The sequence below is a fragment of the Agaribacillus sp. DX54 genome (genome assembly GCF_056858335.1).
In genome coordinates this window covers 136870-145492 of record NZ_JBXEQE010000016.1, presented here as the reverse complement: position 1 = coordinate 145492, position 8623 = coordinate 136870, and the positions used below count along the sequence as shown (strand labels likewise).

The following is an 8623-nucleotide window of genomic DNA, read 5'->3' as shown; positions in this document are numbered from 1 at the left end:
TTTTACAGACGAAAACGGCTGTGTCTTGGTGCCTTTGTGGTTAACCATTTTTCACCACGGAGGCACCAAGACACAAAGTAATTTTGTCGAAAACGTTGTGCAACACCCACGGGCACTTCTAGGCATTGACGGCAACCGTCATGGCTTTGCGCCTTTTTTTCTTGCGTTCCAGGTTTTTGGGAAGATAAATGCTGAAGGTGCTTCCCATCCCTGGTTTACTTTTCACTTCAAGCCTGCCTTTATGTTTTTCGATAATGCCAAACGAAATAGACAACCCGAGTCCGGTACCTTTGCCCAGATCTTTGGTGGTAAAAAAGGGATCGAAGATTTTATCCATCATTTCTTTGCTCATACCTACACCGTTGTCCTTTATGCTGATAACCATATAGTCCTCTAAATTCCGGGAGGCAATCCTGATTTCCCCTCCTCCTTCAATGGCCTCTATCGCATTGCTGATCAGATTCATAAATACCTGATTGAGTTGACCCGGATAACAATTAATATCCGGGGCATTGGGATCATATGTCTTTGTTACCGTGATTTGGTGTTGATTTATTTTGCTGTTCAATAGCACCAGGCTACTCTCTATCCCTTTGTGTACATTGACCTTTTTAAGTTCGGTTTCGTTGATTCTGGAAAAATTCCGTAACCCTTCTACAATCTCGGCTGTTCGCTGCGCCCCATCGCGGATAGCATTGATAAGGTCGTGAACAGACTCTTTAGTTTCTTCAAAATAAAGTTTATCCTTTAACCTGTTGATTTCCTGTAAAATATCTACTATATTATCCAACTTCTCAAACCCTTCAATTTCTTCATACTTATTAAGAATTTCCATCAACGCATCCAGTGAGGTATTAAGACCGTCAATACCGGCGTAAACAAAGTTGATAGGGTTATTGATTTCGTGGGCGATACCTGCAGTTAGTTGTCCGAGAGAAGCCATTTTTTCGGATTGAATCAACTGCGCCTGGGCCGCTTTCAGATCTTTTAAAGTGTTTTCCAACTTAATGGTTTTATCCTTGATCTGCCCGTAGTTGGCAGCATTTTCCAGGGCAATGGCCGTATGTACCGCCAGGTTCCGTAGTATGTTGAGGTGATATTCGGAATATGCATTCTTTTTAAAACTTTGTACTGTAATTACCCCTATGGCTTTTTCCTTTACAATCAGTGGAAGATAGATGATAGAAGAAGAGCTGGTGCCGGTGACAGAAGGTGGAATCTCTTCAATATATTGCTTAAACTCATTTTGAAAGTCATTTACAAAAATGGCTTTTTTGTCTTCAAAGCATCTCACAGCCAGCCGCCTTTTGTCTCTGATGTCATAGGATATCATGATAATCGTCTCACCCTTTTCCTTTAATCCGGGAAATTCCAGAGACTTGGTTTGCTCATTATAGAGTCCCACACCAAAAACCGACGCATCCATTAATGGGTTTACATTCCGAAATACGGTTTCAATAATCCTGCCTATAGAAAGATTCGAGGTAATGTTTTTACCAATCTCGCTCAATTGCTTCAGGTTATAATAAGCCTGCTCAAGTTGATCCCGCTGGGTTTGAATTTCCTTGTTCTGCCGTGCCAGAATCTTATTCGCTTTTTTCTTGACCAGGTAACTACGAAGGGCAAGAAAAACAATAACAGCCAGGGCTGCAAAAATACCATTAAAGAATCCTTCCCTGGCCCTTTGTTCATCGAGAATCAATTGCTGATTATAGGCTTTTTCCTTTAGCAATGCCAGTTGCTGCTCTTTCTGTTTTTCTTCAAGGGCAATTTTTTCAACCTCAAGCGACCGAATACTATCCCGTTGCTGCAGGAGCTTATTATCTTTGTTTTTCTTATCAAGTTCATATTGCTGCTCCAGAATAATCAGTTCCTGCCTGGCTTTGGTCTTTTCAGCATGCTCATTAAGAAGCAGCGCTTTTTGAAGATCTTCCTTTTGCTTTAACAGTTCCCGCTCTCTTCTCAATAAGGCATTCTCATTTCTCTTTTTCTCCAGTTCAATTTCTTTTATTTCCCTTTCGGCAATAGCCAGTTTTTTGTCAGTTTCCGCAATATTGATTTTGTATTGTTGCTGCAACAGCTCTTCCTGCTTTTTATTTTGTTCCATCAGGTAGGCATCATTTGCCCTGGCATAGGACTGGTAGCACTCAAGGGCGTTTTTATCGTCTCCCAGCTTTTTGTAGATTTCAGACAATTCCTTGTTGATATAGGCCACAAACTGATTTTTCTGGGAATCCTTGGCTGTGCTTAGCGCCTGACGAAAAGAATTCCTCGCACTTTCCAAATCACCCATGGCCATATAGTTTTTGCCAATTTTATTGTAAATATTGGCTATCTCTTCGGGCTTTCCTCTTGCTACCCAAATAGACAGCGCCTCATAAAAGTTTTTATTGGAGTTTTTATAGTCAAGCAAGGTGCGATAGATAATACCTTTGTTCATCAAAACAGTTTTCTCCATCAAGGTCGCCTGCCTGGTGGTATTATATTTTCTCGTCAGGTTCAGGCATTTGTCAAAATAGTGGAGGGCATCTTTGTATCTTTTCAGGTGCTTGTGAATAAATCCCAAATTGTTATAGGAATTGACTACGCCAATGGAATCGTTAAGCTTCTTTTTCAGATCCAGGATTTTTAGTTCCTGCTCAAGTGCCTCATCAAATTTTTTCAGTTCATGGTAACTCTCCGATATATTTCTTCTGACATCCAATGCTTCCCGGTCATTTTTCTGTTCCAGGTAGATTTCCAGTAGCTGTACCTGATAGGTAATAGCCCGTTCATGGTTTTGAAGAAATGTATAAGAGTTGCTTATTTCATGGAGGATTTCAACACAACCAGCCATGTCTCCCATGTCTTTTTTGAGTTCCAGTGACCTCTTAAAATAGCTAATGGCCTTTTCATGAAACTGCCCCCACTCTTTGTACAACAGGCCGATTTGCAGGCAAACATCGGCCGTTTTTTTTGTGGCTTTTAATTTTTCAAATGTCTTCAGTGACTCCAGAAAATAATCATGTGATTGCGCATATAAGGGTGTTTTTTTAGATTCTGATACTTCAAGCCCCTGCTGATATTTTATCCTGGCCATCAACAAAAGGCTTTCCGCCAGACCATATTTATGATTAAGTGAGGTGGATAGGTTGCAGGCTTGTCTGGCAAGCTCAAAGGATTCCGAATAGTTTTTGGCGAAAAGGTTTTTCTGTGCATCTTCCCTCAACCTGCTAACCCTTATCGTATCTTCGGGACTGGCACAGGGTTCTTCGGTAAGATTTAATCTGAAGCCATCAACGAAATAGGTGTAAGTCTGCTGGCTGAATGACAAATCCTGCAAAGAGCAAAAAATCATGATAAGGATTATATATTTCATTTATCCAAACCCATTTATCTCCTGTTAGATTTTGACAGTATTTTAAATGTAAGGATTATTTAACTTATTGTAAACAAATTAATCCCGTAACCGGGTTAAAAATTATATAATAAATCACTATTATAACCCTTTTTGGGTTATAAAAAACAAAATGTTCAAGAAATTTTAGATTAATTGGCCAAAGGTAAAGTGAAATAAAAGACTGATCCCCGGTTGACCCCGGTTTGCACTTCCAGTTGTCCTTTCTGCTTTTCAATAAACTCCTTGCACAGCTTTAACCCGATACCAGTGCCTTTTTCATGGGCTGTGCCCGGATTGGTGTTGAAATAACCCGGTTCAAATAATTTTGTTAACTGATCATCAGAGATACCAATGCCTGTATCGGCAATACCGATTCTGGCTGACCGATCCACCTTTTCAACTGTCAAATTGACACAGCCTTTATCAGGGGTAAATTTAATGGCATTGCTGAGCAGATTTCTAAAGATAAGATTCAGCATATTTACATCACCTTTGACTTTAAAATCCTTTTCAATGTCTGCTACCTCGATATCAATGTTTTTTCGGAGGGCAGCGATCTGGATGAGTTTTACATTTTTTTCAATAATCGGTTGCAGCGCTAACTCTTTGATCTCTGTTTTTTTGTTTCCGAGTTGGGACAGGGACCAGTTCAACAGGTTATCAAGCAAATCCATCACATTTTGGATGTAAGTCTGAACCTTACCTGAATAACGCTTAAAATCATCGCCTGAAATATTATCCTGAGCATGTACCAATACTTCCATGAGCACCTTTAAGGATGCCATTGGCACTCTCAGATCGTGGGAAATGATGGTAAACAGCTTGTCTTTGATTTCATTGGTCTTCTTTAAAATCTCATTTTTTTCATCCAGAGCGGCCGTCCGTTCCTTCACTTTCTCTTCCAGGCGGTCGTTGGCATCTCTTAAGTCCCTGATTAATCGCTCATTATTCCTCTTTAGCTCGTAGCTTTCAAGTGCATTGTCAATGATAATTTTTAATTCACGGGAATCCCAGGGCTTTAAAATGTACTGATAAATGCCACAGGTATTTATGGCCCGCATAATAAAATCAATGTCGCTGAAGGCTGTAAGAATCATACGGATGGTATCGGGGTGGCTTTCCACTACATTTTCAAGAAATTCAACCCCTGACATCCCCGCCATTTTCTGGTCGGTTATGACCAGGTGAATTTCATTATTTTTGATAATTTCCAGGCCTTCTTCACCTGACAATGCCGTAAAAATATTGTAATGCCTGAAAAAAGTGTTTTTAAAAACAATGATGTTGTTGCGCTCATCATCAACATATAATATATTATATCTCATCGTTTTTATCCATTATATCCAATAGCAACCCGCTCACCAATACCCACAGCTCAAACGTAGGCTACAGATCAATAATAATACAAACTTAACCGAATATATTGACAGAAGCGCAATTATCTGCGGATATTAAACAATATGGGCCGGAACTTTGGAGAGGGCTTTCTGTTTTGGAATGGATACACTGAAAGAGGTAAATTTACCTTCTTCACTATCTACTTCAATTTTACCACCCAGCTTGTCGATTGCCTTTTTTACCAGGTATAGCCCAAGGCCGTTGCCCTGAGAGATTTCAGAGCCTCTGAAAAACATCTGGAAAATTTTACTTTTATACTCATTATCTATACCCAAACCATTGTCTTCCATTTTCATCACTATTTTGTTCTTATCAGAAGCCAGGCTCAGTATAATGCGTGGTTTGGTAACGCTTTTGAAGATGATAGCATTTTCCAGCAGGTTTTCAATAATTATTTTCAGCAAGCTTTCATCACATACAACGGAATGGGCCATCTGAAAATTCAGCTCAATTTTAATTTTGGATTCTTTGATCTGTATCTCATAAGGTTTGATAATTTTGTCAAACAGCGCTTTGATATCCACCGTATCGTTATTAACCGGTTGGGTATTTATGGAATGTATGTGAATCAGCTTGTTCAATGTTTTGTTCATGTCAATCGAGGACATTTCGATGATATCGATGTAATCGATTTCTTGGCTGTTGTTATTATCGAGCTTGGCCAATTGAGTTAACCCCAACAAGCGGGTAATTGGGCCCTTCAGATCGTGTGAGGCCCGGTATAGGAATGTGTCCAACTCCTGATTTGATTTGACCAGTTCTTTGATGGCATCCCGGAGTTTTGAAGTTCTTTCCTCCACTTTTTCCTCCAAACTGGTATTGACTTTTTTTAATTCATTATTAGCCTTTAAAACTTCATCCCATGCCTTTTCCAATTGCTTGTTTTTTTCTTCGATATTGTTTCTTTGGGTAAGGATTTCTTCGGTCTTTTCGGCCAGCAGGTGATTTTGTTTCTCTATTTCCTTTTTCTGTTTTTCCAGGGTTTTTCTTCTTTTGTCCAGTTCATCACGTTGGCTTACCACCTGCGCTGTGCGAACAGCTACCTCTTTTTCCAACATCTCTTTTTTATATTCAATTCTTTTAACCCTTAACTTGTAAAGCAAAAAACCCAGAAACAGAAATATGAAAAATATTAATACTTTGAACCACCATGTCCCCCAAAAAGGGGGAAGGATTCTGATTTTAATAGAGGTACCTTCTTCGTTCCATATACCATCGTTGTTGGAAGCTTTGACCCTGAATACATATTCACCCGGTGCCAGGTTGGTGTAATTGGCATAGGTTCTGTTTCCGATATAGTTCCAATCCGGATCAAAATTCTCCATTTTGTAAGCATACCTGTTTTTTTCCGCATTGGTAAAATTCAGTGCCACAAAATCAAAGGAAAAGACCGCATGTTTATGGGTCAGGGTTATTTCCGTGGTTTCTGAAATATCTTTGTTTAAAGGGGAGTCCTCAGTCTGAAAAGTTACCGGTTTATTAAATATTTTAAAATCAGTGATAACTACCCGGGGTATATGCTGATTGTCCTTTACACTTGCCGGGTAAAAGCTATTGTAACCATTGATCCCTCCAAACAGCATCTCCCCGTTTTTACTCTTGGAAAATGCCCCGGGGATAAACTCATTGCTTTGTAAGCCATCTTTTCTATCATAGTTGTTGAACTCCTCCGTTTTAATGTTAAACCTCGACAGTCCTTTGTTGGTGCTTAACCAAAGATTACCCTTGCCATCGTCCAGTATGCCGTAAATTAAATTGTTGGGTAGTCCATCGTTGGTCGAGTATGCCGTAAACTGGTCTTTTTCATTATCGTATTTGTTTAAGCCCCCACTGGTTCCTATCCAGAGAACCCCGGTCTTATCGAAGCGCAGGCAAAATACAATGTTACTGCTCAAACCCTTTTGTTTGCCTTTTTGCTTTAAAAATGCCTTAAATTCTTCTTTCCTGGGATCAAATACATTCAACCCTCCACCGTACGTACCCAGCCACAGCTTCCCGCTTTTATCCTGTGCAATGGCCCGTATGTCGTTGCTCGTCAGGCTATTCGGGTTGTCTGGCTCTCTCAGGTATCTTTTGAACTTTTTGCGGTTAAACCTGTTCAACCCACCTCCTTCGGTACCTAACCAGATTATTCCCTTTCTGTCTTCAAAGATTACCCCGATGGTGTTATGACTCAAACTGTCGGGATTTGCTATATTCGCCTTATAGTGTTCAAACCGCTCTGTTCTCAAATCCAGCTTGTTGAGTCCACCACCCCCGGTGCCTACCCAAAGTGTATTGCGTACATCACGGTGAATGGCCAGCACCCGCATATCACTCAGGTTTTTGGGAGGGATAAATGGTTTTTCAGCAGTCTTTTTCTTTTTTCTTCTTCTTTTCTTCTTCTTTTTAGAAGATCCTGGTTTTTTTACCACTCTCTTTACACCGGAGTCATAAATGCCGGAGGTTGTGTAATGTGTGATCCTGCCTGTTCTTGTATTAAACCGGTTAAGGCCACCATCTGCCGTACCTATCCAGGTAATACCATTTCTTTCTTTGTAAAGCGCCTGCACGTAATTACTGCTCAGCGTATTGGCACTCAATCCGTCACGCTGGTAGGTCTTAAACCTTTTTCTCTGGCTACCCAACTGGCTGATTCCGGCATTGGTTCCTACCCATAACATGCCTACCACATCGTCGTAAATGCAACGAACATTATTGCTGATCATGGAATTCGGGTTGTTTACATCGTTTTTATAATGGGTGAATAGCCCGTTCCTTTTGTCGAATTTGTTCAACCCTCCTCCTTCGGTGCCAATCCAGATCAGCCCGGATGCCCCTTGTACGATGCTCAACACAGAGTTATTACTGATGGAATGTCGATACTTTTCATTATGCAGGTAGCGGTATATGCGTTCGTTTTTGCGAAACCCTTTGGCGGTGGTTTTTGCCCTGATTCTGGTAAGGCCATCCTGGGTTCCTACCCATACGTCACCTTGCCTGTCCTGGTACAAAGTGTTGACTCTGTTATCTGAGATACCGTATTTTTCCTCTTGCCGGTAATGCAGGGTAAAACTTGTTTTCGGATCAAATTTATTCAGTCCATTTTCGCGGGTTCCTACCCAAAGAAAACCATTTCTATCGTACAACACCGCAGTCAGATAGTCGCTACCCAGACTTTGTTCATGCCCGGCTTTATGCCTGTAATGCGTAATCTCAGCCCTTTGCATGAATAATCCGCTCCCCTCTTTCAGGGTAATCTTATTAAGGCCCCCACCGTTGGTGGCTATCCAGTAATTGCCTTCAGAATCCCCGGTAATTGATTTCACGGTATTGTGACTAAGACCTTTCCCTGGCGGGCTGCTTTTCTTAAATACCGTAAAAGCCTGGGTGGAATGATCGAAAATGCTTAAACCCTCTTGTGTACCTACCCAGATTAGTCCGTTTTTATCTTCGTACAGGGAATAAATGATGTTGTTGGAAATAGAGGTCGAGTCTGAAGGGTTATGTAAAAAAACCCTGAAAGAAGTACCATCATAACGGTTGAGTCCTCCCCTGGTGCCGATCCAAATAAATCCTTTTCTGTCCTGTAAAATACAATTGATTGTACTTTGGGACAGCCCATCGTCCAGAGTAAGACTTTTGAAATTTAAATTACCTTGCTGACCATAGGAGTTTAAGGTCAGCAAAATCAAAAAAAAGGTATATGTCCGGCCAAATGTTAATCTCAACTTCCTCTGTTTTTAAAAAAGATGAAAGATAATCGTTTACTACTTGTTTTCCGGGAGCAACTTTGGCTTTCCCTTGCCAGGTAATGTTTGACTACTATTTAAACCTTGTCGTTTCCCAAGTTGGATTTGTAATCCC

General features: G+C 40.6%; 3 protein-coding genes. All 3 read right to left on the bottom strand.

Going from position 1 to position 8623, the window contains the following annotated elements:
- Positions 1–118 precede the first annotated feature (118 nt).
- The 3 genes from AC04NP_RS17550 to AC04NP_RS17540 all read right to left on the bottom strand — a co-directional run bounded on the left by AC04NP_RS17550 (position 119) and on the right by AC04NP_RS17540 (position 8487).
- A complete protein-coding gene (locus tag AC04NP_RS17550; protein WP_482861162.1) occupies positions 119–3358 on the bottom strand; it encodes a tetratricopeptide repeat protein in 3240 nt (1079 codons plus the stop codon).
- Positions 3359–3528: 170 nt separating this feature from the next.
- Positions 3529–4704: an ATP-binding protein gene (locus tag AC04NP_RS17545; RefSeq protein ID WP_482861161.1), complete on the bottom strand. Its 1176-nt coding sequence runs from the start codon at positions 4702–4704 to the stop codon at positions 3529–3531.
- 126 nt (positions 4705–4830) lie between these two features.
- Positions 4831–8487, bottom strand: a complete 3657-nt coding sequence (locus tag AC04NP_RS17540) for a two-component regulator propeller domain-containing protein (protein ID WP_482861160.1) — start codon at positions 8485–8487, stop codon at positions 4831–4833.
- Positions 8488–8623 lie beyond the last annotated feature (136 nt).

What these genes read in the sequence shown, in the direction of transcription:
- AC04NP_RS17550 (WP_482861162.1), bottom strand. Translation starts at nt 3,358, where the DNA reads ATGAAATATATAATCCTTATCATGATTTTTTGCTCTTTGCAGGATTTG.
- AC04NP_RS17545 (WP_482861161.1), bottom strand. Translation starts at nt 4,704, where the DNA reads ATGAGATATAATATATTATATGTTGATGATGAGCGCAACAACATCATT.